This is a genomic window from Bartonella krasnovii, from assembly GCF_003606345.3.
Classification (GTDB): domain Bacteria; phylum Pseudomonadota; class Alphaproteobacteria; order Rhizobiales; family Rhizobiaceae; genus Bartonella; species Bartonella krasnovii.
On sequence record NZ_CP031844.2, the window covers coordinates 933,690 to 959,651 of the forward strand.

Consider the following 25,962-nt stretch of genomic DNA (forward strand, 5'->3'; position numbering starts at 1 on the left):
AAAATAGCTGATTTACTTTCATAGAGAAAAACTAAAAAATTTAAACAAGAATCATAGTATTTTTTTCATTTTTACACTAATTGAATAAGATTTTATGCAAAATTTCTTCCAAGTATGACTAAAAATTAGATACATTTATAACACTTTTTCTGTAAAATTAGTAATACGGTAATTTGAATAGAAAAAAAGCTTATTGAGAGATATACCTGAATCAATAAGGAAAAATTTTTGTATGAAAGAATCGAAGATTCTACAATAATATTTTAAATTCTTTGAATGATATATAGAGATAAAAGAGGTGAAAAGCGATCTTAAAAATGCTAGAATGTTTGTTAAGTTGCCTAGTCTTTCGAGAATAGAACTTAAAAATGTTAATTAAAATAGGCAAAAAGCATAAATCTTAACATACAAATCTTCAAAGCCCGCACCCTTGCTTTTATTCAGGCATTCTTCACAAAAAACATGTGTAAAAGCGATAAGTTATTTTTATAAAACAAAATGGTGGGCGATGAGAGACTCGAACTCCCGACATCCTCGGTGTAAACGAGGCGCTCTACCAGCTGAGCTAATCGCCCAATGTAATGATCAGCAACTGAATGGGTTCTCTTTAAGGAAAAATTTTTCTAAACGCAAGAATAAAGATGGTATTTGATAATTTTTTTAAAAAATGCATAATCCTTCTTGACATAAACGTGTGAACCCCTTACACGACCGCTTGTACCAAGAATAAATTGGTGCAAAAAAAATGCGCGGGTGTAGCTCAGTTGGTTAGAGTGCTGGCCTGTCACGCCGGAGGTCGCGGGTTCGAGCCCCGTCACTCGCGCCATTTCTTATTTCCTTATAGTATTTCTTTTTAAGATATTCATGTGCTTTGAATTGGATAATGAAGTGTCTTCTTTGGGGGGGGATATATTTTTTCTTCCTTTTTACATAGTTTATAAGAATAGGGCTTGCGTCTTTCGTTGCTCTGCGTTACCTATGCCGATAAGAAAAGTATCGCTCTGTATACCTTTTAAGCATTATGAATAGATGGATAGAGCGATTATTTGAATTTGTCTGGTTGATCTCGCAATATCAAGTCATTGTGTTAAGCTCAGGCATTTTGTTACGATGGAAGAGGGTTATGGCTTATTTATTGAGCTCTTATTTGCCAGTCTTGATTTTTATTATTGTCTCAGCTGTTATTGCCGGGGTTTTATTGATTACACCTTACATTGTAGCATACCGTTCTCCCGATCCTGAAAAGTTATCAGCTTATGAATGTGGGTTTAATTCATTTAGTGATGCACGTATGAAGTTTGATATTCGTTTCTATTTGGTTTCAATTCTGTTTATTATTTTTGATCTTGAGGTTGCTTTTCTTTTTCCTTGGGCTGTTTCATTTAAATCGATAGGTATATTTGGCTTTTGGTCTATGATTGTGTTTTTAGCGATTTTGACTATTGGATTTATATATGAATGGAAAAAAGGAGCTCTTGAATGGAATTAAAGTCTAATAATTCAACGATTACAGCTCCAAAACCTAAAGGAATCATTAATCCCAATACGGGTGAACTGATAGGATCAGATGATAAGTTTTTTCGTGATATTAATGCGGAATTATCAGATAAGGGTTTTTTAGTTACCTCAACAGATGCTTTGATTACTTGGGCGCGCACTGGTTCTCTCATGTGGATGAGTTTTGGTTTAGCTTGTTGTGCTGTTGAAATGATGCAGTGTTCCATGCCTCACTATGATAATGAGCGTTTTGGATATGCGCCACGCGCTTCACCCCGCCAATCGGATGTGATGGTAGTTGCAGGCACTCTAACAAATAAGATGGCACCGGCTTTAAGAAAAGTCTACGATCAAATGCCGGAGCCGCGTTATGTGATCTCTATGGGATCGTGTGCAAACGGTGGTGGATATTACCATTATTCTTATTCAGTTGTACGTGGGTGTGATCGTATTGTGCCTGTAGATATTTATGTTCCAGGGTGTCCTCCCACAGCGGAAGCATTACTGTATGGTATATTATTGCTGCAGAAAAAAATCCGTCGTACGGGTTCCATAGAGCGATAGGGGTTTCATTATTATGATGAATGAAACATTGGTTGAACTTTCTACCTATTTGAAAGACAAATTAGGCGATAAGCTTGAAGAAACCATTCTTTCGTTTGGTGAATTAACGATTATATCGCGTCTTGATGCAATTACGGATGTGTTAATGTTTGTTCGTGATGATTCTCGCTGCCAGTTTATTAATATTACAGATATTAGTGGGGTTGATTATCCCTCTCGTGATAAGCGTTTTGATGTCTCTTATCAATTATTGTCTCCTCGTGAGAATTTGCGTTTACGTGTTAAGGTTCGTACAGATGAAAATACTCCTGTTGCTTCTGCGTGTTCTATTTATCCTGGGGCAGAGTGGTATGAGCGTGAGACGTACGATATGTACGGGATTTTATTTTCGGGGCATCCAGATTTAAGGCGGATTTTAACTGATTATGGGTTTGAAGGGCATCCCTTACGTAAAGATTTTCCCGTAACTGGGTTTGTTGAATGTCGTTATGATAATGAAGCAAAGAGAGTGATTTATGAGCCAGTTGTTTTACGACAAGAGATGCGCAGTTTCGACTTTCTTTCTCCTTGGGAAGGAGCACAATATGTTTTACCATGTGATGAAAAAGGAGATGTCAAGAAATGATATGGGAGCTGATAAGTTTTTAGGTTAGAGTGTAGATCTTTAAAATACCAGTTTTGGGTATAGTGAGAGTTTTTGTTAACGTTTGATATGAAGTTTTTTTTAAAGCAAGGGGTTGATTGTGGCTGAGGTCAATGTTCGAAACTTTAATATCAATTTTGGTCCGCAGCATCCTGCAGCGCATGGTGTTTTGCGCATGGTTTTGGAATTGGACGGTGAAGTTGTTGAGCGTGTAGATCCACATATTGGATTATTGCATCGTGGCACTGAAAAGTTAATGGAAACAAAGACGTATCTTCAAGCTGGTCCTTATCTGGATCGTTTAGATTATGTTGCTCCTATGAATCAAGAGCATGCTTTTGTACTTGCTATTGAGAAATTATTAGGGGTTGAAGTTCCAAAGCGGGGGCAATTAATACGTGTTTTGTTTTCTGAAATTGGACGTATTCTTAATCATTTGCTTAATGTAACGACACAGGCGATGGATGTTGGTGCTTTGACTCCACCACTTTGGGGATTTGAGCAACGTGAAAGATTGATGATTTTTTATGAACGTGCGTGTGGAGCACGTCTTCATGCCAATTATTTTCGCCCCGGTGGTGTGCATCAAGACTTACCAGAATCTTTAATTGAGGATATTGGTAATTTTATTGATCCGTTTCTTGTTGCTCTGAGTAAACTGGATGCACTTATAACACCAAATCGGATTTTCAAACAGCGTAATGTAGATATTGGTGTGGTGAGTATTGATGAAGCTTGGGCGCGTGGTTTTTCTGGGGTCATGATTCGTGGAGCCGGTGTTGCGTGGGATTTGCGTAAGAGCCAACCTTATGAGTGTTATGATGAAATGGAATTTGACATTCCTATAGGTAAGAATAGCGATTGTTATGATCGTTATTTGATTCGTATGGAAGAGATGCGTCAATCGGCCAAAATTATGCGCCAATGTGTGGATCGTTTGCTTGGTACTGAAAAAAATGGACCAGTTTCGAGTTTAGATCGCAAAATTGTTCCTCCAAAGCGGAGCGAAATGAAAAGTTCGATGGAAGCGCTTATTCATCATTTTAAACTTTATACGGAAGGCTTTCATACACCTCCTGGCGAGGTATATGTTGCTGTGGAAGCTCCAAAGGGTGAGTTTGGTGTTTATCTTGTTTCTGATGGAAGCAATAAGCCTTATCGTGTTAAGTTGCGTGCGCCTGGGTTTGCTCATCTCCAAGCTATGGATTTTTTAACCCGAGGCCATATGTTGGCGGATGCTACAGCTATTTTGGGTTCAATTGATATTGTTTTTGGGGAGGTTGATCGCTAATGTCCGTACGCCGTCTTGCAGATGATATCTACCAGCCTGCAGAGTTTTCTTTTACAAAGGAAAATCAGATATGGGTGAAAAATACCATAGAAAAATACCCAGTAGGGCGTGAACAATCGGCTGTTATCCCGTTATTAATGCGTGCTCAAGAACAAGATGGTTGGGTGACACGTGCTGCAATTGAGCATATTGCTCAAATTCTTTCTATGGCGTATATCCGAGTCCTAGAGGTTGCCACTTTTTATACTCAGTTTCAGCTTAAGCCTGTAGGGACGAAAGCACATATTCAAGTGTGCGGTACGACTCCTTGTATGTTACGTGGTTCTGATGAATTGATTAAAGTTTGTCAAAAAAAAATTCATCATGATCCTTTTACGACTAATCAGGATGGAACATTATCATGGGAGGAGGTGGAGTGTCTTGGTGCTTGTGTTAATGCTCCTATGGTCATGATTTTTAAAGATACTTATGAAGATCTTACAGCAGAACGTCTTGAAGAGATTATTGATGCATTTGGAGCAGGGAAAGGTTCTGAAATAACGGTTGGCCCACAAAACAGTCGTCAATCATCGGAACCGATTAGTGGTTTAACCTCTCTTCTTGAGGATGAAGGTAAAAAGAAATCTCTCAAACCTTCAAAGAAAAAGGATCATAAGGGAATGGGGTCTGAGTGAGATATTTTTTTGAAAAGATATTTCATTATTTTATCCATATTATAATAGCGTTTAATTGAAAGTAGAAAGTTTTAAAAAGTTTTTTAAAAATTGCATTTGAGGAAAAGCTAAAAATGCTACGGGTAATAGAGAAAAAGGTGGGGTATGCTCGCTGATAAAGATCGTATCTTCACCAATATTTATGGTTTGAAAGACAAATCGTTAAAGGCTGCGATGTTGCGTGGGCATTGGGATGGTACCAAGACAATTATTGAAAAAGGTCGCGATTGGATCATTGATGAAGTGAAGGCATCGGGTTTGCGTGGGCGTGGTGGTGCAGGTTTTCCTACTGGAATGAAATGGTCATTTATGCCTAAACAAAGTGATGGTCGTCCTCATTATTTGGTTGTAAACGCTGATGAATCAGAACCTGGAACATGTAAAGACCGTGATATTTTGCGCCATGACCCCCATACTCTCATTGAAGGATGTGTAATTGCTACTTTTGCCATGGGAGCAAATGTTGCTTTTATTTATATTCGCGGTGAATATATTCGCGAGCGTGAAGCGCTTCAAGCTGCTGTTGATGAATGTTATAGTGCAGGTTTGCTTGGCAAAAAAACGAAATATGGGCATGCATGTGATATTATTATTCACCATGGTGCGGGCGCTTATATTTGTGGTGAAGAGACTGCTCTTCTTGAGAGCCTTGAGGGAAAAAAGGGACAACCTCGTCTTAAACCACCATTCCCTGCAAATATGGGAATTTATGGATGTCCCACAACCGTCAATAATGTAGAATCTATTGCTGTTGTTCCAACGATTTTACGTCGAGGTGCCTCGTGGTTTTCATCAATTGGACGTGCAAATAATGTTGGAACGAAATTGTTTATGGTTTCTGGGCATGTAAATGCACCTTGTACATTTGAAGAAGCTCTTGGTGTTTCTTTTCGTGAGTTAATTGAAAAACATACCGGTGGTATTCGTGGAGGATGGAATAATCTTTTGGCTGTTATTCCAGGTGGAGCTTCTTGTCCAGTTGTTCGTGGAGAGGATATGCTCGATGCGGTCATGGATTTTGATGGGATGCGTGATGTCGGATCTTCTTTTGGCACTGGCGGTGTCATTGTTATGGATAAATCAACCGATATTATTAAAGCAATTTGGCGTATAGCGGCTTTTTTCAAACATGAAAGTTGTGGTCAGTGTACGCCGTGTCGTGAAGGTACTGGCTGGATGATGCGTCTTTTAGGGCGTATGGTTGAAGGAAGAGCACAAAAACGTGAAATTGATCTTTTGTTTGAAGTGTCTAAACAGGTTGAAGGGCATACTATTTGCGCCCTTGGTGATGCAGCAGCATGGCCTATACAGGGATTAATACGTAATTTTCGCCCAGAAATTGAGCGTAGAATTGATGATTATACGCGAAATGTCGTGCAAAGAAAAAATATTGCTTTGGAAGCGGTTGGATAGAGTTTTTTGTTTTAAGAGCAATGAAATGCAAATTTAGGTGGATTATCCGCAGGCTGGATGAGTGATGATAAATATCAAAGTTGATGGTAAAGAGATTGAAGTTCCTGATTACTACACGTTGCTTCAAGCTGCTGAAGCTGCAGGTGCTGAAGTGCCGCGTTTTTGTTTTCATGAAACTTTATCAATTGCTGGCAATTGTCGTATGTGCTTGGTTGAGGTGAAGGGAGGACCTCCAAAACCGCAAGCGTCTTGTGCTATGGGAGTTCGCGATTTGCGAGCAGGGCCTAATGGTGAGGCGCCAGAAATTTTTACCAATACAGAGATGGTAAAAAAAGCACGTGAAGGAGTGATGGAGTTTCTTCTCATCAATCATCCTTTGGATTGTCCTGTTTGTGATCAGGGCGGAGAGTGTGATCTTCAAGATCAAGCAATGCTCTATGGGCGTGATTGTTCTCGATATACAGAAAATAAGCGTGCTGTAGAAGATAAATATATTGGCCCTCTTGTCAAAACGGTTATGACACGCTGCATTCATTGTACACGTTGTGTCCGTTTTACAACAGAAGTAGCAGGTATTTCTGAACTTGGATTGATCGGTCGTGGTGAAGATGCTGAAATTACGACATATCTTGAAAAAGCCATGACATCTGAGTTGCAGGGCAATGTTATTGATCTTTGTCCAGTAGGCGCTTTAACTTCAAAGCCTTATGCATTTCATGCACGTCCTTGGGAGTTGATTAAAACAGAGTCGATTGATGTTATGGATGCGCTTGGCAGTGCAATCCGTATTGATAGCCGTGGTCGTGAAGTCATGCGGATCATGCCGCGTACGAATGAAGATGTGAATGAGGAATGGATCTCTGATAAGACGCGTTTTATTTGGGATGGGTTACGAACTCAGCGTCTTGATAGACCATATGTACGCAAAGATGGAAGGCTGCAGCCTGTAGGCTGGACAGAGGCTTTTGAAAAGATTAAAATGGTGGTTTCTAAAACCTTGCCGGAAAAAATAGGGGCAATTGCAGGGGATCTTGCTTCTGTTGAAGAAATGTATGCCCTTAAAGCATTACTGATCTCGTTGGGTTCTAAGCTCTTTGATTGTCGTCAAAAAGGAGTTGCTTTGTCGCCAGAGTTTGGACGTTCGAGTTATATTTTTAATCCTACAATTGCAGGAATTGAACAAGCTGACGCATTGCTCATTGTGGGCTCTAATCCACGCCATGAAGCTGCTGTTTTAAATGCGCGTATTTTAAAACGCCAACGGATGGGAAATTTTCCTATCGCGCTCATTGGAGAGGAAGTCGACTTACGTTATCCTTATTCTTATCTTGGATCTGGGGGTGATGCTTTAAATACACTTATTGGTGGAGAGGATGCTTTTTTAAATATTTTAAAAGAAGCAAAGAGGCCTCTTATTCTTATCGGAGAGGGGGCGATTTGCGGAAGTGAAGGGTTATCTGTTTTAAAAAACCTTGCTAAATTAGCGGATAATATTGGTGCTCTTAGTGAAGAATGGAATGGGTTTGGGATTCTTCATAATGCAGCATCGACCGTTGGAGGATTAGATATAGGCTTTACGTCTCAGCTTGGGGTTGCAAATATTTTAAAAACTTGTGAAGTTTTATTTTTGCTTGGTGCTGATGAAGTGGAATTGACCAATATAAAAGCGTTTAAAATTTATATTGGTAGCCATGGTGATAATGGTGCACATGCTGCTGATGTTATTTTACCTGCATCAGCTTATACTGAGAAATCAGGGCTTTATGTGAATACAGAAGGGCGTGTTCAAATGACAAATCGGGCTGGTTTTGCTCCAGGTGAAGCAAAAGAAGATTGGGCTATTTTGCGTGCCTTATCGGATATTTTAGGACAAAGGCTCCCCTTTGATTCTCTTTCTCAATTAAGACAATGCTTGTTTAATGATTACCCACATCTTTGTGCTATTGATGATATAATGCCTTCTGATATAAGTGGTCTTAAGGCACTTGGTTCAAAAATGGTTTCCCTACAAAGTCAAGCATTTACTTCTATGGTTAAAGACTTTTATTTGACAAATCCGATAGCACGTGCTTCTGCCGTTATGGCTGAATGTTCATCTCTTGCAAAAAGCCGTGCTATGCAAGCTGTAGAGTAAGGGCAAAGGAAAAGGAATAATGATGTATGACTTCTTTATGACTTGGCTGTTGCCATTACTTATTGTTGTTGGAAAAACACTTCTTCTTTTGGTCGTTCTGTTGATTTTAGTTGCTTATCTCCTCTATGCAGATAGAAAGATTTGGGCGGCTGTGCAATTGCGGCGTGGTCCAAACGTTGTTGGTCCGTGGGGATTATTGCAGTCTTTTGCAGATTTAATTAAATTTGTTGTGAAAGAGCCTATTATCCCTGCTGGTGCGAATAAGGGCGTTTTTCTTTTAGCACCGTTTGTTTCTGCAACACTTGCTTTATCAACGTGGGCTGTTATTCCAGTTAATGAGGGTTGGGAAGTTGCAAAAATTAATGTTGGATTGCTTTATATCTTAGCCATTTCATCTCTTGAAGTGTATGGCGTTATTATGGGAGGTTGGGCTTCCAACTCAAAATATCCCTTCTTAGGAGCGCTTCGTTCAGCAGCGCAGATGGTTTCTTATGAAGTTTCCATTGGTTTTGTACTTGTAACAGTCATTTTAATAAGTGGTTCGTTGGATCTTACAACAATTGTTCTTAAACAAGCAAATGGCCTTGGTACAACTCTAGGTCTTCCTTTTAACAGTTTTCTCGATTGGAATTGGCTCATTCTTTTTCCGATGTTTATTATCTTTTTTATTTCTGCACTCGCAGAAACAAACCGTCCTCCATTCGATTTAGTGGAAGCAGAATCTGAGCTTGTTGCTGGTCATATGGTAGAATATTCTTCAACGCCATATATGCTCTTCTTTCTTGGTGAATATGTTGCTATTGTTTTAATGTGCGCATTAACAACCATTTTATTTTTAGGCGGTTGGCTCCCTCCTTTAGATGTTTGGTGGCTTAATTGGGTTCCCGGTATTATTTGGTTTGTTTTAAAAGTCTGTTTTGTATTTTTTTGGTTTGCTATGGTCAAAGCTTTTGTTCCACGTTATCGTTATGATCAACTCATGCGGCTTGGTTGGAAGGTTTTTCTTCCTCTCTCACTAGCAATGGTTGTCATAACTGCTGCTTTTTTACAGTATAGTGGTTTTTCTTAAGAGGAGTTTTACGATGTCAATTTTTTTTCAGGCAGCAAAGTCACTTCTTCTCTTAGAGTTTATGAGTGCTTTTTTCTTAGCCATGCGTCAATTTTTTGCACCAAAGCCTACGATTAATTATCCTTATGAAAAGGGTTTTGTTTCTGAGCGTTTCCGTGGAGAACATGCGCTTCGTCGTTACCCAAATGGTGAAGAGCGCTGTATTGCTTGTAAATTATGTGAAGCAATTTGTCCTGCACAAGCAATTACCATTGAAGCAGGACCGAGGCGTAATGATGGTACACGCAGGACTGTCCGTTATGATATAGATATGGTTAAGTGTATTTACTGTGGTTTTTGTCAAGAGGCTTGTCCAGTTGAAGCTATTGTAGAAGGGCCAAATTTTGAATTTGCCACAGAAACGCGAGAAGAACTGTATTATGATAAAGAAAAGCTTTTAAGTAATGGAGATCGCTGGGAGCGAGAAATTGCTCGCAATATATTGATAGATGCACCTTATCGTTAAGTGTATCATTTGAGGTATCGGATAATTTTTCCGGTAAATTGTAATCTGGTATGAAGTTTGTACCAATTGTTTGAATAATTAAGGAGAAGCCTATGCTAACAGATCTAGCGGCGGCATTTTTCTATTTGTTTGCTTTTATTATGCTAACAAGTGCAGTGATTGTTATTACAGCACGCAACCCTGTACATTCTGTTTTATTTTTAATATTGGCATTTTTTAATGCTGCAGCTTTGTTTTTGCTTGCAGGGGCAGAGTTTTTGGGATTGATTCTGCTTGTTGTTTATGTTGGAGCTGTCGCTGTTTTATTTTTATTTGTCGTTATGATGCTGGATGTTGATTTTGCTGAGTTAAAGAGTGGCGCTCTTCGATATGCGCCTATTGGAGCTCTTATTGGCGTTATTATCGCTGTAGAATTGATTGTTGTTTTTGTGAGTAGCCATTTTTCTCCAGTTCTTAAAACGCATGTTACACAGCCAATGCCAGACTTAGGGCAGCGAACAAATACACAAGCATTAGGAGATGTTCTCTATACGGATTATGTTTTCTATTTTCAAATTGCTGGAGTAATTTTATTAGTTGCAATGATTGGTGCTATCGTTTTAACACTTCGCCATAAATCGGGAGTTAAACGACAATCCATTGCAGAGCAAGTTTCTAGAACGGTAGAAAGTGCTATTGAAATCAAGCAAGTTGAATCAGGTAAAGGTATTTAAGGGGGGGCTATGGTTATGTATATTGATATTGCGCATTATCTCACTGTTTCTGCTTTGATGTTTACAATTGGTATTGCTGGAATTTTTCTCAACAGAAAAAATGTGATTATTATTTTGATGTCTATTGAGCTTATATTACTCTCCGTTAATATAAATTTTGTTGCATTTTCAGCATTCCTTCATGATCTCGTTGGTCAGATATTTGCTTTATTTGTCTTAACCGTCGCAGCTGCAGAAGCTGCCATTGGTTTAGCAATTCTTGTCGTTTTTTTCCGTAATCGTGGTTCCATTGCGGTTGAAGATGTTAACGTAATGAAAGGCTAACCCGTGATGTATTATACGATTGTCTTTCTTCCGCTTTTGGGTTTTTTAATTGCAGCATTAGGTGGAAAAACCATAGGGGATCGTGCAAGCGAGTTGATAACATGTAGCTTTATGGTGATTGTTGCCATATTATCGTGGATAGCATTTTTCAATCTTGCACTTGGTCATACTCCAGTGGTTGATGTCTTGGTATTGCATTGGCTTGACATTGGTGGTTTAAATTTTGATTGGGCTCTCCATATTGATACATTAACGGCTGTTATGCTTATAGTTGTGAACAGTGTTTCGGCATTAGTGCATATTTATTCCATTGGTTATATGCATCATGACCCTTCAAGGTCTCGTTTTTTTTCTTATCTTTCTCTCTTTACATTTATGATGCTGATGTTGGTGACATCTAATAACTTACTGCAGATGTTTTTTGGCTGGGAAGGTGTGGGGCTTGCTTCTTATTTGCTCATTGGTTTTTGGTTTCAGAGAGATTCTGCGAATAAAGCTGCAATGAAAGCTTTTGTGGTTAATCGTGTTGGAGACTTTGGTTTTCTCTTAGGAATATTTAGTATTTTTGTTTTATTTCAGTCGGTTGATTTTAATTCTATTTTTGCAAAGGCTGCAGACAATAGCTTTGTACAAAATATGACGTTTTTAGGTTGGCAGTTTGATGGACAAACGGCGATTACTATTACATGTCTTTTGTTATTTATTGGTGCAATGGGAAAATCAGCACAATTTCTTTTACATACATGGCTCCCCGATGCCATGGAGGGGCCAACGCCTGTCTCAGCGCTTATTCATGCCGCGACAATGGTAACGGCTGGTGTTTTTATGGTTGCACGTATGTCGCCAATTTTTGAACTGTCTTCTATTGCTTTGACAGTGATTATTATTATTGGAGCCACAACTGCGTTTTTTGCAGCAACGGTGGGGTTGGTGCAGAATGATATTAAACGTGTTATTGCTTATTCTACATGTTCTCAACTCGGGTATATGTTTGTTGCATTAGGTGTAGGAGCTTATGGAGCAGCTGTTTTTCATCTTTTTACACATGCTTTTTTTAAAGCCTTATTATTTCTTGGTGCGGGTTCTGTCATTCATGCTGTATCTGATGAACAAGATATGCGAAAAATGGGTGGCTTACGCAAGCATATAAAGGTCACTTATTGGATGATGATGGTTGGAACCATTGCATTAACCGGTGTTGGAATTCCAGGAACACTTTTGGGGACAGCTGGCTTTTTTTCAAAAGATGCGATTATAGAGTCTGCTTTTGCATCGCATAATATTGCTTCAGGATACGCTTTCTATCTTCTTGTTTTTGCAGCGTTTTTAACAAGTTTTTATTCATGGCGGCTTATCTTTATGACATTTCACGGTAAACCACGAGCTACAGTTGATGTTATGCATCATGTTCATGAATCTCCTTCAGTGATGTTGATTCCACTGTTTATTTTATCTATTGGAGCAATATTTGCTGGTGTTGTTTTTCAACCTTATTTCTTTGGTGACTTATATGATGCTTTTTGGAAGGGAGCATTGTTTACAAGCAGCCACAATCATATTCTTCATGATGCCCATCATGTTTTTAATTGGGTAAAATGGTCGCCATTTATAGCAATGGTTCTTGGATTTATATTCGCCTATTTGTTCTATATTTCTTTTCCATCTCTTCCTAAGAAAATGGCTCGTATTATGCCAGGAGTATATCAATTTCTTTACCAAAAATGGTATTTCGATCAATTATATAACTTTTTGTTTGTTCGTCCGATCTTTAAGATTGGTTCTTTTCTTTGGAAAGTGGGAGATGGTAAAATTATTGATGGTCTAGGTCCTAATGGTATCGCAGCGCGTGTTGTTGATATTACAAATAGAGTTGTTCGGATGCAAACAGGCTATCTTTACCACTATGCATTTGCGATGCTTATAGGTGTTGCATTGCTGATTACATGGATGATGATCGGGGGCGTAAACTAATGACCGATTGGCCTATTCTTTCTACGGTTACATTTTTGCCACTTGTGGGTGTACTGCTTATTTTGTTTATCAAAGATGATAGTGAATCTGCGCGCCATAATATACGCAATGTCGCATTTTTTACGACGATATTTGTTTTTATTATTTCTTTAATTATTTGGATAGGATTTGATTCTAGCAACCCGAATTTTCAAATGGTTGAAAAATTCAGTTGGCTAGGGAATGGCATTAGCTATCATATGGGAGTTGATGGTATTTCTATTCTTTTTGTTGTTCTTTCAGCTTTTCTTTTGCCTTTTTGTATTTTAGCAAGTTGGGAGAATGTTAAAGAGAGATTAAAAGCTTATATGATTGCTTTTCTCCTTCTTGAAGTTGCCATTATTGGAGTCTTTTGTGCTCTTGACGCAATATTATTTTATGTTTTTTTTGAAGGCAGTCTCATTCCAATGTTTATCATTATAGGGGTGTGGGGTGGCGCACGTCGTGTTTATGCAAGTATCAAGTTTTTCTTATATACTTTACTTGGTTCAGTACTTATGCTGGTTGCGCTTATGGCTATGTATTGGCAGGCAGGAACACTTGATATACCAACTTTACTCAATTATCAGTTTCCTGCCCATATGCAAATATGGTTATGGCTTGCATTTTTTGCTTCTTTTGCCGTTAAAATGCCGATGTGGCCAGTTCACACTTGGCTCCCTGATGCTCACGTGGAAGCACCAACAGCAGGTTCTGTTATTTTAGCTGGTGTCTTACTCAAATTAGGTGGGTATGGTTTTCTTCGTTTTTCTTTACCTATGTTTCCTATTGCTTCAGCAGATTTTGCACCTTTTGTTTTCACATTATCGCTTATTGCAATTATTTATACCTCATTGGTTGCACTTGTTCAAAGTGACATCAAAAAACTTATTGCATATTCCTCAATAGCGCATATGGGATATGTAACAATGGGTATTTTTGCTGCGAATGAACAGGCAATACAAGGAGCTATTTATCAGATGCTATCGCACGGAATTGTTTCCGCAGCTTTATTCCTTTGTGTTGGGGTGATCTATGATCGCTTGCATACGCGTGAAATTTCAGCATTTGGTGGTTTAGTGAATAATATGCCCAAATATGCTGTTGTTTTCTTAATCTTCACGATGGCAAATGTCGGACTCCCAGGAACTTCAGGATTTTTAGGTGAGTTTTTAACCTTAATAGGTGTTTTTCAAGTGAATAAATTGGTTGTTATTTTAGCGACAACAGGCGTTATCTTATCAGCAGCTTATGCCCTTTATCTTTATCGGCGCGTGGTTTTTGGCTCCTTGGATAAAGAGAATTTAAAAGTACTGATAGATCTTTCTTCAAGGGAAAAATTTATTCTTTATCCAATGGTTATTCTTACAATATTTTTTGGTATCTATCCAACGCCACTTCTTAAAGTAATGGCGTTTTCCGTAGAAGCCCTCATCAATAAATTACACTAGATAAGGGAAGAATTCTCATGCAAAGTGAAATATTAACACAATTAGTATTAATTCTTCCAGAGATTTTAATTGCATTAGGGGGAGTAGTGTTGCTTTTGGTTGGTGTTTATTCCAATGCACGTGCTTCTTTAACGGTGACAGGTTTAGCGATGGCTCTTCTTGTGGCAACCATTATTATTCTTATCGTTTTTCCAAAAACTGGCTTATTTCAAACCAATGCGCTTATTATTGACTCTTTTGGTCGTTATATGAAAATTTTAACGCTTATTGGTGCACTTTTTGCTCTTATTATGTCTGTTGGTTTTGCTAATGCGCAAAAGTTCAATATATTTGAATTTCCAGTGCTTGTTCTTTTCGCAACCCTTGGCATGATGCTGATGATTTCAGCGGGGAATATGCTGTCACTTTATATGGGATTAGAACTACAGTCCTTAGCTTTATATGTTTTAGCAGCGATTAATCGTAATAATGTAAAATCTTCTGAAGCCGGTATAAAATATTTTGTTTTAGGAGCATTATCTTCAGGAATGCTGCTTTATGGCATTTCTTTGCTTTATGGTTTTTCTGGTCAAATTGGTTTTCACGAAATTGCTCTTGCTTTAAAAGGTGAAAATTTACAATTGGGCGTTATTTTTGGAATTGTATTTATTTTAGCTGGTTTGGCTTTCAAAATTTCTGCTGTTCCATTTCATATGTGGACACCTGATGTTTACGAAGGTGCTCCAACACCGATTACAGCATTTTTTGCTGGGGCGCCTAAAGTTGCTGCGATGGCTTTAATCATCCGTATTATTGTGATGACCTTTATTCCTCTAGGGCATGTTGATAGCGCGATGCCTGCATGGCAACAAATTTTGGTTTTCATGGCACTTGCATCAATGATCCTTGGTGCTTTTGCTGCAATTGGTCAAAATAATATTAAGCGCTTAATGGCTTATTCATCGATCAGCCATATGGGCTATGCACTTGTTGGTTTATCGGCTGGAGATATGCTTGGGGTAAAAAGTGTTATTCTTTATATGACCATTTATCTTGGTGTTACTCTTGGCTCATTTGCTTTTATTCTTGGAATGCGATCTCAGAGTGGTAATGTTGAAAATATTTATGATCTTTCAGGATTAGCAAAGACAAATCCGTTTATGGCGATTGTCATGACAATACAGCTTTTTTCTCTAGCCAGTATACCTCCTATGGCTGGTTTTTTTGGGAAGTGGTATACATTTTCTGCTGCTGTTCATGCTGGTCTAACACCACTTGCTATTATCGGTATGATAGCTTCCGTTGTTGGCGCTTTTTACTATTTACGGGTTATTAAAATTATGTGGTTTGATGACGTAAAAGCGCATTTCACTATTTTATCAAAAGAACTTCAGTTTTGTCTTGGCCTTTCCGCATTATTTATTTTATTTTACACCTTTTTTGGAATTTGGTTTGCCGAATTAGCAGAAAAAGCAGCAGCTGCATTATTTTAATGAATATGGTTTATATTTTATCAGATTTTGCAAAGAAACAAGGATACACTGTTGAATCGTACGAAAGTGTTGATTCCACAAATCTCATTGCACAACGAAAAGCGCAAGCAGGTCATCAAGGTTATCTTTGGATTGTTGCGCAAGAACAATTACAGGGAAGGGCAAGGAGAGGGAGGGCATGGAATAGTCCAAAAGGGAACCTTTATTCTAGTCTTTTGTTAATGGATGATATTGTTCATCAAACTGCTGCTCAGCTTGGTTTTGTTGCTGGAGTCAGTGTGGCAGAGGCAATAAAACAATTTATAAAAGATGAAAAGAAAACAAACAATATTGTAAGCTTAAAATGGCCAAACGATATTTTGCTCAGAGGTGCTAAAAGCTCTGGAATTTTGCTCGAAATTTTAAAATTACCATCACAACAAGATGTATTGGTTATTGGTATTGGAATAAATGTGAAACATCATTATGAAGATGCTCCCTACCTCACTTCAAGCTTAAAGAATATTGGTTTACATATTGAACCAGCACAATTATTTACAGTTTTGACGGAGTATTTTGCTAAAAATTATCTGCTTTGGAAGCAGCTTGGAGGATGTGATATAATCCGCGAAAAATGGCTTTTATATTCTGCTCACCTTGGGCAATACATCAAAATAACGAATGATGAAAAAACTATTGAGGGTATTTTTGAGGGGCTTGATCGTGATTTTAATTGCATCATAAAACAAAAAAATGGTGAGACAAGCATTATAACGGCTGGAGATGTTCATTTTGGTTCGGCAGCTTCTGTTCATGAAAATCGTTATTAATTTATAAAATTTTATTTTACCATCAGATTATCTTAATGATTTAGGAGATGTTTATGGTTGCAACCAATAAGAATGAATTTGTTTTTTTACCTCTGGGAGGTGTAGGTGAAATAGGGATGAATTTGGCTGCTTATGGATTTGGTTCCCAAAACCTTCGTGAATGGTTACTTGTTGATATGGGCGTTAGTTTTGCTGGTTCTGAATTACCGGGAGTCGATCTTATTCTCCCTGATATTCGTTTTCTAGAAAGTGAAAAACATAATATACGTGGTCTTATTTTAACACATGCCCATGAAGATCATTATGGGGCTGTTCTTGATTTATGGCCAAAGTTACAAGTTCCAGTTTATTGTACAGCTTTCACAGCAGGATTATTGGAGAGTAAAAAGCAATCAGATTTTGAATCTCATAAAATGTCACTTAATATTTTTCAAGCAGGGGATTGTTTTCATGTTGGTCCCTTTGCCATAGAATCTGTAGCTGTTAACCATTCAATACCAGAGTCTGTATCTTTAGCCATTACAACGTCTTTGGGAACTGTAATCCATACGGGTGACTGGAAAATTGATCATACCCCTTCACTTGGAGCTGTAACGGATGAAAAAAGATTTCGAAATTTAGGCAATAAAGGTGTTTTAGCATTGCTTTGTGATTCTACAAACGCATGTCGGGATGGTATATCTCCATCAGAGCAGCAGGTCCAAACCAGTCTTTCTGAGATTATTTCGAAAGCTGAAGGACGTGTTGCAATAGCAACTTTTGCTTCTAATATTGGTCGGATACGTTCTATCTCTCTAGCTGCTCAAGCTGTTGGACGTAAGGTTCTTGTTATTGGGCGTTCCCTTAAGCGAAGTATTATGGTTGCACAAGAGCTTGGTTATATGGATGGGTTAGCTCCATTTGTAACGGAAGATGATTATGGTTACATCCCACGAAAAGAACTTGTTTTAATTGTCACAGGGAGCCAAGGTGAACCATGTGCAGCTTTGGCTAAGCTGTCACGTGAGGGAATGAGGAATATTGCGCTTTCCACTGGAGATACTGTTATTTATTCATCACGAAGTATTCCAGGAAACGAAAAAGCAATTCTTGATATACAAAATCGCTTCATCGATTTGGGGATTAAAGTTATTACAAATGAAGATGCACTTGTTCATGTTTCAGGTCATCCCCGTCGTTCAGAACTTTTACAGATGTATGATTGGATAAAACCACAAATCCTTGTGCCTGTGCATGGTGAGGCAATGCATCTTACTGCTCAAGCCGCTTTAGCGCGTCAAGCGGGGATTAAAATTGTTAGGGATATTAGAAATGGTCATATGCTGCGTCTTGCACCAACACCTGTAGAAGTTATTGATCAAGTGCCTGTTGGTCGTATTTATAAGGATGGCTGTCTTCTTGGAGATGAGTATGAGCTAGGAATTCGTGAGCGTAGAAAATTAAGTTACGCTGGTCATGTTGCTGTTTCTCTCCATATGAATAGCAAGCATGAATTGTTGAGTGATGTCGATTTAAGTATATTTGGACTCCCTGAGAGTAATGGAGAGGGAGAAAAATTAAAAGATATTCTTTTAGAGGTTGTGGAAAATACAATTTATAACATTCCACGCATGAAGCGAAAAAATAATGAAGTTATTCGAGAGGCAACACGACGTGCAATGAGAGCGGCTGTTTATGAAATTTGGCAAAAAAAACCTCTCTGTACAGTTTTTTTACATCGGTCAAAATAAAGTATTTCCATATTACGTTATTAGAAAAGAAGAGCATTCTTATTTTATTGCTCAATAAGAAAAATAGAGAATAAAGCACAATAAATTTTTAAACAATAAGATCGTTATATTTGCAAGTATTCAGAATGCGGCTATAGATGAATAGAGAGGGTATGTTAAATTGTTCCAATATGATAGATTTGAGTAGGAGTTAATTATTTCAATGCGTCTTTCTCAATATTTCCTTCCACTTTTAAAAGAGAATCCTAAAGAAGCAGAAATTGTTTCTCATCGTTTTATGTTGCGTGCTGGGATGATTCGACAACAAACATCCGGGATTTATTCTTGGCTTCCTTTGGGGAAAAAAGTGCTTGATAAAGTTTGTAAAATTATTCGTGAAGAGCAAGAACGAGCTGGTGCAATAGAAATATTGATGCCTACCATTCAATCTGCTGATCTTTGGCGTGAAAGTGGCCGTTATGATGATTATGGTCTGGAAATGCTGCGCATTAAAGATCGTCAAAAGCGCGATTTACTCTATGGTCCAACAAACGAAGAGATGGTAACAGACATTTTTCGTTCCTATGTTCGTTCTTATAAAGATCTTCCGCTTAATTTGTACCATATTCAATGGAAATTTCGTGATGAAATTCGTCCACGTTTTGGCGTGATGCGGGCACGAGAATTTTTAATGAAAGATGCTTATTCTTTTGATCTTGATTATGAAGGCTCTAAAACATCTTACAACCGTATGTTTGTAGCTTATTTACGTACTTTTTCTCGTCTTGGCTTAAAAGCAATTCCCATGCGCGCAGATACAGGCCCAATAGGGGGAGAACTTAGTCATGAATTTATCATTTTGGCTGAAACGGGAGAGAGCGCTATCTTCTGTGATAAACAATTTCTTGAACTGAACGTTCCCCACAGTTCAATCGACTTTAATGATAAAGCTGTTTTAGATGATACCGTTAAAGAGTGGACATCTTTTTATGCAGCGACAGAAGAAATGCATAATGAAGAAGAGTGGACTAAAGTTTCTAAGGAAAATCGTCTTTCAGCGCGCGGTATTGAAGTTGGGCATATTTTCCACTTTGGGACGAAATATTCTGTTCCAATGGGAGCAAAAGTTATGGGACAAGATGGAAAAGAGCATGTGGTCTCTATGGGATCTTATGGGATTGGACCTTCACGTCTTGTTGCGGCCGCTATTGAAGCTTCTCACGATGAGAAGGGAATTATTTGGCCAAAGTCGATGGCACCGTTTGATTTTGGAATTATCAATATGAAACCCGATGATGAAAAATGTACAAAAGCGTGTGAGTTTCTCTATCAGGGATTAAAGGATGTTGGTTTTGATCCATTATTAGATGATAGAAATGAACGTCCTGGATCAAAATTTGCAACAATGGATTTGATTGGCTTGCCAACGCAAATCATTGTTGGCCCTAACAGCATTGCACAAAATGAAGTTGAAATTAAAGATCGAAAAACAGGTATAAAAAAATCTCTAACGGTTGAAAATGTGCTCAGCCAGCTTTCTATAATTTAATAGGAAATGTTATGAAGAGGCTGAAAAATAAATGGTTTTCATCTTATGAGTGGATGATTGCTTTTCGTTATATGATTCCCAATAAAAAACATGTCGTCGCATCGGTTATTTCAATTATTTCTCTTATTGGGATTATGTTGGGAGTCTTTGCTCTGGTTGTTGTTATGGCGGTGATGAATGGCTTTCGTACAGAACTTCTTAACCGTATTCTTGGTATGAATGGGCATCTTATTGTTCAAACAATTGATGCTGGTTTTTCTGATTATAAGACTCTTATTTCTTCTTTAGAATCTAAAAACGGTGTGAAATTTGCCTTGCCTGTTATTGAAGGTCAAGCACTTGTTCAAGGTGAAGCTCAAGGTGGCTCTGGTGCTTTAGTTCGTGGTATGCGCAAACAAGATCTAGAAAAACTTAAAACAGTCTCTCAAAACATTAAATTAGGTTCGATTTCTCGGTTTGATCAAGAAGAAGGTGTTGCAATTGGCAGTGGCTTAGCAGAAAAATTGGGGCTTACAGTTGGGAGGGATCTTCGTATTATTACCCCTGATGGTGATGAAACTCCTTTTGGCGTTACACCACGTGTAAAAGCTTATAAAGTCGTTGCTATTTTTGAAGTTGGTATGTCTGAATATGATTCAATATTCGTTTTTATGCCTCTTCATGAAGCACAAATGTTTTTTAATTTAGGCGATAAAGTTCAGTCTTTAGAATTATTTCTAGACGATCCTGATTCCGTTGATCAAATAAAACCAATGATAGAAAAAGTAGTTGATCAACAGGTCTATTTAATTGATTGGCGTGCTCGTAATCAGGCTTTTTTTTCAGCTTTACAGATTGAACGGAATGTCATGTTTTTCATTCTTTCTCTGATTGTTCTTGTTGCTGCTTTAAATATTATTTCAGGCCTTATTATGCTTGTAAAAGATAAAAGTCATGATATCGCAATTCTACGCACAATGGGTGCTCAACAGAGTGCGATTTTGCGTATATTTATTATCACAGGAATGATGATTGGTTTTATTGGAACGATATTAGGCTTAATTTTAGGTGTTATCGCGACTGCGAATATTAATCATATTCAAGATTTTATCTCTTGGTTATTTAATGTCGATGTTTTTAATCCTCAACTTTATTTTTTAACAAAACTGCCTGCACAAATTGAGTGGAAACAAACTGTTTTGGTTGCTATTATGGCATTATTCTTATCATTTCTTGCTGCGCTTATTCCGGCATGGCGTGCAGCTAAGCTGGATCCCGTACAAGCCTTGAGGTACGAATAATGACAGCAATTTTAGAGCTTGTAGAGATTGAAAGACGCTTTTTTGAGAGTCATAAGCCGCTCATTGTTTTAGATAAAGCAAATTTTATTCTTAATCGTGGAGAGCTTGTTGCACTTGTCGCACCATCTGGTGCTGGGAAATCAACACTTCTTCATATTGCAGGGTTATTAGAAAAACCAACAGCCGGTGATGTGATGTTACGGGGGGTTTCTTGTGCAAAACGCTCTGATCGTGAGCGAACAGCTATCAGGCGGAATGATATTGGTTTTGTCTATCAATTTCATCATTTACTTCCAGAATTTACGGCTTTAGAAAATGTTATGATACCGCAAATGATAGCAGGATTAAACAAGTCCATTGCAGAAGATCGTGCGCGTAAACTATTAACGTATTTGCGTGTTTCTCATCGAGCAAATCATCGTCCCTCAGAGTTATCGGGAGGAGAACAACAACGTGTTGCTATTGCACGTGCCGTAGCAAATGCCCCTTCGGTTCTTTTGGCGGATGAACCTACTGGAAATCTTGATCCTGTAACTTCAGCTTATGTTTTTCAAGCTTTATCTGTTCTTGTTCGTCAGTCTGGTCTTTCTGCTCTTATTGCAACACATAATTACGCTTTGGCAAAGCAAATGCATCGTCGAATTACACTTAAAGAACAGAAGATTATTGAACTTCCTTAAAGGCAAGGTATAAATTTTATACGACTAATTGAATGGTTTATATTACTTTATTCAAGGAGACTTTTTATGACAGCTTTTGTCGTTGACAAAAATCAATTGGATATGCGTCGTCGTCGATTGATTTTTCGTGCATGGCATCGCGGTATTCGTGAAATGGATCTCATTTTTGGACATTATGTTAATGCTCATATCACTGGAATGAATGATAAAACGCTCTCTGAATTTGAGTATATTATGTCTTTTGATGATCGCGACTTACTCACGTGGGTTACAGGAGAAACTTCCCCACCCCCTGAAATTGATAGTCCTCTTTTTCGTGATATTATCAATTATCGTACTAACTTAACTTATTGATTTAAATGACTATATTTAAGAAAATTATCATTCCTTCCAATAGTCCTGCTCATATAATTTTTGATGGCATTACTGATGGATTTGAAGCCTTTGCCCTTGCCAAATTAAGATTAGAAATTGCACAAGATAAACCACTCATCTATGTGGTCCGAGACGGAACAAAAATTGCGCATTTAGAACAAGTTTTAAATTTTATTGAGCCCAATTTACCTGTCCTTCAATTTCCTGCATGGGATTGTTTGCCTTATGATCGCGTGTCACCAGGAATTGCTATTATGGCACGTCGACTATCAGCATTAGCACGCATGGCCAATTTACGTCAAAATCCACATCCTGCCATTATATTAACAACAGCAAATGCCATTATGCAAAAGTTGCCTCCTCGTGAAATGATAGAAGCTCAGCTTATTCACGCACATGTTGGCCAACACCATAACATGGAGCATTTCATTCAATTCCTAGAAACTAATGGTTTTGAACGCGTTACGGTTGTCCGTGATGTTGGTGAATTTGCTGTGAGAGGAGGAATACTAGATATCTTTTCTCCTATGGATACCCAGCCTTTACGTCTTGATTTCTTTGGAGATACCCTAGAAAGCATTCGTGTATTTGATCCAGAAAGTCAAAGAACAACACGCCAAAAAACTGAATTTTTATTACAGGCAATGAGCGAGGTTGTTTTGAAAGATGAATGCATCAGCCGTTTTAAAAGCAATTATACCCGTACATTTGGTGTATCACAAAAAAATAATATGCTTTATGAAGCAATTGCTCAAGGTCGACGTTTTGCTGGTATGGAACATTGGCTTCCATTTTTTTATGAAAATCTTGATACTTTTTTTGATCATTGTGGTAATTTACCGCTTGTTTTCGAACATCTTATAGAAGAAGTTTTTGTTGAGCGCTATCGCCTTATTGAAGACTATTATAACGCACGTAAAGAACGCGAAAATGATAAAGAAAATATGACGTCTTATCATCCGATAGATCCTAGTCTTCTCCATTTAACGCCAGAGCGTGTTTTTGAATGTGTGCAACAATTTTCACAGCGTATTGATTTTTCGCCTTTTAATATTCCACAAAGTTTGGGAAAAACAGTTATTCACGCACAAGTTAAACAGGGATATGATTTTGTAAAAGAGCGTAATGCACAGGAAAAAAATGTTTTTTCAAGTGTTATTGATTATATCGCTTTTTTACGCGCTGCTGGTAAAAAAGTGCTTTTAGCATGTTGGAGTGAAGGATCTCTCAATCGTTTGATACAAGTTCTTGATGAGCATGGATTGAAAAAAATAGAAGTTGTAAAATCCTTGCAAACAGTCAAAGCAACCCCACGAGATCGCATATTAGCAGCTGTTATCATGATAGAACATGGTTTTGAGGCTGAAGATTTAGCTATTATAGCAGAGCAAGATATCTTAGGTGATCGCTTCATCAGATCGCCAAAGCGGCGTAAAAATAATACAAATTTTATTTCTGAACTTTCTGCTTTAAATTCTGGTGATCTTGTTGTGCATATCGATCATGGTATTGGCCAATTTGTTGGTCTTAAAACCATTACAACCACTGGAATTTTACGAGATTGCCTTGAAATTAAATATGCTGGAGGTGATTTACTCTTTTTACCTGTTGAAAATATTGAACTTCTTTCACGTTATGGCTCAGAAGGAACAGAGGTAACTTTAGATAAATTAGGGGGTGTTGCTTGGCAAGCACGTAAAGCTCGGCTTAAAAAACATTTATTGGAAATGGCTGGGCAATTAATTAGTATAGCTGCGGAGCGTGCGACACGTGCCGCACCTGCTTTACTTCCACCAGTTGGACCATTTGATGAGTTTGTTGCTGGTTTTCCCTATGAAGAGACAGAAGATCAAATGAACGCCATTGATGCCGTTTTAGATGATTTAGCCTCAGGAAAGCCGATGGATCGCTTGATATGCGGTGATGTTGGCTTTGGAAAAACAGAAGTGGCTATTCGAAGTGCTTTTGTTGCAGCATTAAATGGATATCAGGTCGCTGTTGTTGTACCGACAACTTTGCTTTCACGTCAACATTACAAGACATTTATTTCGCGTTTTCAAGGATTACCTGTTAAAATTGGTCATGTATCAAGGCTTGTGAGAGGGAAAGAACTCACACAAGCCAAAAAAGGGATTTCAGATGGTACGATTGATATTGCTATTGGAACCCATGCATTATTAAGTGGTGCAGTCGATTTTTTACGGTTAGGTCTTCTTATCATTGATGAGGAGCAACATTTTGGGGTAAAACACAAAGAGCGTTTAAAACAGCTTAAAAGTGATATTCATGTTCTTACACTTTCAGCAACCCCCATACCACGAACTTTAGGATTGGCATTATCGGGGGTCCGTGAACTTTCATTAATCACCACTCCACCCATTGATAGAATGGCAGTTCGTACTTTTATTACTCCATTTGATGCCCTTGTTATACGGGAAACATTACTTCGAGAATACTACCGTGGTGGACAAAGTTTTTATGTCTGTCCTCGTATTTCTGATCTGGCTTTTGTAGAAGAATATCTTAAAATGCATGTTCCAGAGCTCAAGTTCGTTATAGCACATGGACAAATGCCGGCTGGACAACTTGATGATATTATGAATGCATTTTACGATGGACAATATGATGTTTTGCTATCGACAACCATTATTGAATCCGGTCTTGATATTCCAACAGCCAATACATTAATTGTGCATCGTGCTGAAATGTTTGGTCTTTCTGCACTTTATCAGTTACGAGGGAGGGTAGGGCGCTCAAAACAACGTGCTTATGCACTTTTTACATTTCCTTCTGGTAAAATTTTAACATCTGCAGCTGATCGTCGTCTTAAAGTGTTACAATCTCTTGATACATTAGGGGCTGGCTTTCAATTGGCAAGTCACGATATGGATATTCGTGGTTCAGGCAACTTTTTAGGTGAAGAACAATCAGGACATATCAAAGAAGTTGGATTTGAACTCTATCAAAAAATGCTTGAAGAAGCTGTTGCTGAATTAAAAGATGGAGAGCTAAGTGAGGATAAGCAATGGTCACCTCAAATCTCACTCGCTACGACCATAATGATACCAGAAAGCTTTGTGCCTGATTTATCATTACGTATGGGGCTTTACCGACGCTTGACAGAACTCGAAAATTTAGAACAGATTGATGAGTTTGCAACGGAGTTAATCGATCGTTTTGGTCCTTTGCCCCTTGAAGTTCAACATATCCTTAAAGTTTTTCATATCAAAATATTGTGTCGAAAAGCCCATGTAGAAAAATTGGATGCTGGACCAAAGGGTATTGTCATACAGTTTCGCAATAACTATTTTGCCAATAGTATTGCTCTTGTTCAATGGGTGGAAAAACAAGGTTCAATGGCAAAAATTCGTCCAGATCAAACTATTGCTCTTATTCGGAATTGGTCTACCGTTGATGAAAGACTTATTGGGGCTGCTACGATTATGACACAGCTTGTAGAAATGGCAGAACAACATTCTGTTTAAAGCAGTTGCTCTACTTTTCAAAACTATTCCTTATGCTTGTAAAATTATTCTATAAATAATAACCACTTATTGATTTTATATAAGAATAAAATTTAAGTTTATAATAAAGATAACCTCTTATATATTTTAGTCATTTGATTTTGCTTTTTTAGCGAGAAGACTAAATAGAGCTTTATGACAAAGATATATTCGATTATTTTGTCAAAAAAGACAAAAAAACAGTCCATTAGAAGAAAGCTTTCTTTCTGTTATTCGGGAATTTCAGATAATTAGCACCTTTAGTCCATCAAATGTTTC

Annotated in this window: 21 protein-coding genes and 2 tRNA genes; 22 read left to right on the forward strand and 1 reads right to left on the reverse strand. The window is 38.0% G+C overall.

Features of this window, described 5'->3' with window-relative positions:
* Positions 1-499 precede the first annotated feature (499 nt).
* Positions 500-575: transfer RNA gene (locus D1092_RS03955), tRNA-Val, on the reverse strand.
* A gap of 174 nt (positions 576-749) precedes the next feature.
* Here D1092_RS03955 and D1092_RS03960 point away from each other — a divergent pair.
* From D1092_RS03960 to mfd, 22 genes are all read left to right on the forward strand, one after another.
* Positions 750-826 (forward strand) — tRNA-Asp (locus tag D1092_RS03960).
* A gap of 297 nt (positions 827-1,123) precedes the next feature.
* Complete coding sequence (locus D1092_RS03965) at positions 1,124-1,489, forward strand: NADH-quinone oxidoreductase subunit A (RefSeq protein ID WP_120122279.1); 366 nt, start codon at positions 1,124-1,126, stop codon at positions 1,487-1,489.
* Positions 1,480-2,061: a NuoB/complex I 20 kDa subunit family protein gene (locus tag D1092_RS03970; protein WP_120122280.1), complete on the forward strand. Its 582-nt coding sequence runs from the start codon at positions 1,480-1,482 to the stop codon at positions 2,059-2,061. The genes D1092_RS03965 and D1092_RS03970 overlap by 10 nt, the downstream gene beginning before the upstream one ends.
* Before the next feature lie 16 nt (positions 2,062-2,077).
* A complete protein-coding gene (locus D1092_RS03975) occupies positions 2,078-2,686 on the forward strand; it encodes an NADH-quinone oxidoreductase subunit C (RefSeq protein WP_120122783.1) in 609 nt (202 codons plus the stop codon).
* Positions 2,687-2,804: 118 nt separating this feature from the next.
* A complete protein-coding gene (locus tag D1092_RS03980; RefSeq protein ID WP_120122281.1) occupies positions 2,805-3,995 on the forward strand; it encodes an NADH-quinone oxidoreductase subunit D in 1,191 nt (396 codons plus the stop codon).
* Positions 3,995-4,669, forward strand: coding sequence for an NADH-quinone oxidoreductase subunit NuoE (gene nuoE / locus D1092_RS03985; protein WP_120122282.1), 675 nt, complete (start codon positions 3,995-3,997; stop codon positions 4,667-4,669). The genes D1092_RS03980 and nuoE overlap by 1 nt, the downstream gene beginning before the upstream one ends.
* Positions 4,670-4,813: 144 nt before the next feature.
* Entirely contained in the window at positions 4,814-6,121 is a 1,308-nt protein-coding gene (gene nuoF, locus D1092_RS03990; protein WP_120122283.1) for an NADH-quinone oxidoreductase subunit NuoF, read from the forward strand.
* Positions 6,122-6,185: 64 nt separating this feature from the next.
* A complete protein-coding gene (gene nuoG, locus D1092_RS03995) occupies positions 6,186-8,255 on the forward strand; it encodes an NADH-quinone oxidoreductase subunit NuoG (RefSeq protein WP_120122284.1) in 2,070 nt (689 codons plus the stop codon).
* 22 nt (positions 8,256-8,277) lie between these two features.
* Complete coding sequence (gene nuoH, locus D1092_RS04000; protein WP_120122285.1) at positions 8,278-9,324, forward strand: NADH-quinone oxidoreductase subunit NuoH; 1,047 nt, start codon at positions 8,278-8,280, stop codon at positions 9,322-9,324.
* Between the two features lie 13 nt (positions 9,325-9,337).
* Entirely contained in the window at positions 9,338-9,829 is a 492-nt protein-coding gene (nuoI, locus tag D1092_RS04005) for an NADH-quinone oxidoreductase subunit NuoI (protein ID WP_120122286.1), read from the forward strand.
* Between the two features lie 92 nt (positions 9,830-9,921).
* Complete coding sequence (locus D1092_RS04010; RefSeq protein WP_120122287.1) at positions 9,922-10,542, forward strand: NADH-quinone oxidoreductase subunit J; 621 nt, start codon at positions 9,922-9,924, stop codon at positions 10,540-10,542.
* Between the two features lie 15 nt (positions 10,543-10,557).
* Entirely contained in the window at positions 10,558-10,866 is a 309-nt protein-coding gene (gene nuoK / locus D1092_RS04015; protein ID WP_120102367.1) for an NADH-quinone oxidoreductase subunit NuoK, read from the forward strand.
* A gap of 6 nt (positions 10,867-10,872) precedes the next feature.
* The gene (nuoL, locus tag D1092_RS04020; RefSeq protein WP_120122288.1) at positions 10,873-12,837 is read left to right on the forward strand and encodes an NADH-quinone oxidoreductase subunit L; all 1,965 of its coding nucleotides are present in this window, start codon (positions 10,873-10,875) and stop codon (positions 12,835-12,837) included.
* On the forward strand, positions 12,837-14,306 hold the full coding sequence (locus D1092_RS04025; RefSeq protein WP_120122289.1) for an NADH-quinone oxidoreductase subunit M: 1,470 nt from the start codon (positions 12,837-12,839) through the stop codon (positions 14,304-14,306). The genes nuoL and D1092_RS04025 overlap by 1 nt, the downstream gene beginning before the upstream one ends.
* 17 nt (positions 14,307-14,323) lie before the next feature.
* Positions 14,324-15,778, forward strand: coding sequence for an NADH-quinone oxidoreductase subunit NuoN (gene nuoN, locus D1092_RS04030; RefSeq protein ID WP_120122290.1), 1,455 nt, complete (start codon positions 14,324-14,326; stop codon positions 15,776-15,778).
* Positions 15,778-16,587, forward strand: a complete 810-nt coding sequence (locus D1092_RS04035) for a biotin--[acetyl-CoA-carboxylase] ligase (protein ID WP_174767359.1) — start codon at positions 15,778-15,780, stop codon at positions 16,585-16,587. Before nuoN ends, D1092_RS04035 begins: the two co-directional genes overlap by 1 nt.
* Before the next feature lie 53 nt (positions 16,588-16,640).
* Positions 16,641-18,317, forward strand: coding sequence for a ribonuclease J (locus tag D1092_RS04040; RefSeq protein ID WP_120122291.1), 1,677 nt, complete (start codon positions 16,641-16,643; stop codon positions 18,315-18,317).
* A gap of 202 nt (positions 18,318-18,519) precedes the next feature.
* The gene (proS, locus tag D1092_RS04045; protein WP_120122292.1) at positions 18,520-19,845 is read left to right on the forward strand and encodes a proline--tRNA ligase; all 1,326 of its coding nucleotides are present in this window, start codon (positions 18,520-18,522) and stop codon (positions 19,843-19,845) included.
* 11 nt (positions 19,846-19,856) lie between these two features.
* Positions 19,857-21,125 carry a lipoprotein-releasing ABC transporter permease subunit gene (locus tag D1092_RS04050; RefSeq protein ID WP_120122293.1) on the forward strand — a complete coding sequence of 423 codons (1,269 nt, stop codon included), beginning with the start codon at positions 19,857-19,859 and terminating at the stop codon, positions 21,123-21,125.
* The gene (locus tag D1092_RS04055; protein WP_120122294.1) at positions 21,125-21,805 is read left to right on the forward strand and encodes an ABC transporter ATP-binding protein; all 681 of its coding nucleotides are present in this window, start codon (positions 21,125-21,127) and stop codon (positions 21,803-21,805) included. The genes D1092_RS04050 and D1092_RS04055 overlap by 1 nt, the downstream gene beginning before the upstream one ends.
* A gap of 66 nt (positions 21,806-21,871) precedes the next feature.
* Entirely contained in the window at positions 21,872-22,159 is a 288-nt protein-coding gene (locus tag D1092_RS04060; protein WP_120122295.1) for an FAD assembly factor SdhE, read from the forward strand.
* A gap of 5 nt (positions 22,160-22,164) precedes the next feature.
* On the forward strand, positions 22,165-25,665 hold the full coding sequence (mfd, locus tag D1092_RS04065) for a transcription-repair coupling factor (RefSeq protein ID WP_120122296.1): 3,501 nt from the start codon (positions 22,165-22,167) through the stop codon (positions 25,663-25,665).
* The last annotated feature ends 297 nt before the right edge of the window (positions 25,666-25,962 follow it).